The sequence below is a fragment of the Enterobacter sp. PTB genome (assembly GCF_051130085.1).
Lineage (GTDB): Bacteria > Pseudomonadota > Gammaproteobacteria > Enterobacterales > Enterobacteriaceae > Enterobacter > Enterobacter ludwigii.
The window spans coordinates 1-231 of sequence record NZ_JBDKEE010000202.1 but is presented as its reverse complement, the minus strand read 5'-3'; the positions used below and the strand labels follow the sequence as shown (position 1 = coordinate 231).

The window sequence follows — 231 nt, the reverse complement described above, 5'->3', positions numbered from 1 at the left end:
ACGAGTTTGTTCCGGTGCACAAAGTCTCATGGGCAACCGGTCTGTCTGATGCCACATGCCGCCGCCTGATTACCTTTTCGGCATTGCCAGCGAAGCACATTGAAGGGATCCGCGGTCTATGCGTTAGCCGGGAGGCCTTCATCGCGGCAGCCAAAACGCTGATTGATGAATCCACACCGCCACAAGGTAAGCGTAAGCGCTGGCAGAATCCGGAGTTCGGCGGGTTTGTGC

General features: G+C 57.1%; 1 pseudogene. It reads left to right on the top strand.

The features are described 5' to 3' along the window. Nucleotides 1-231 (top strand): annotated as a pseudogene (locus AAIR21_RS28240) (transcriptional regulator); the annotation flags it as partial.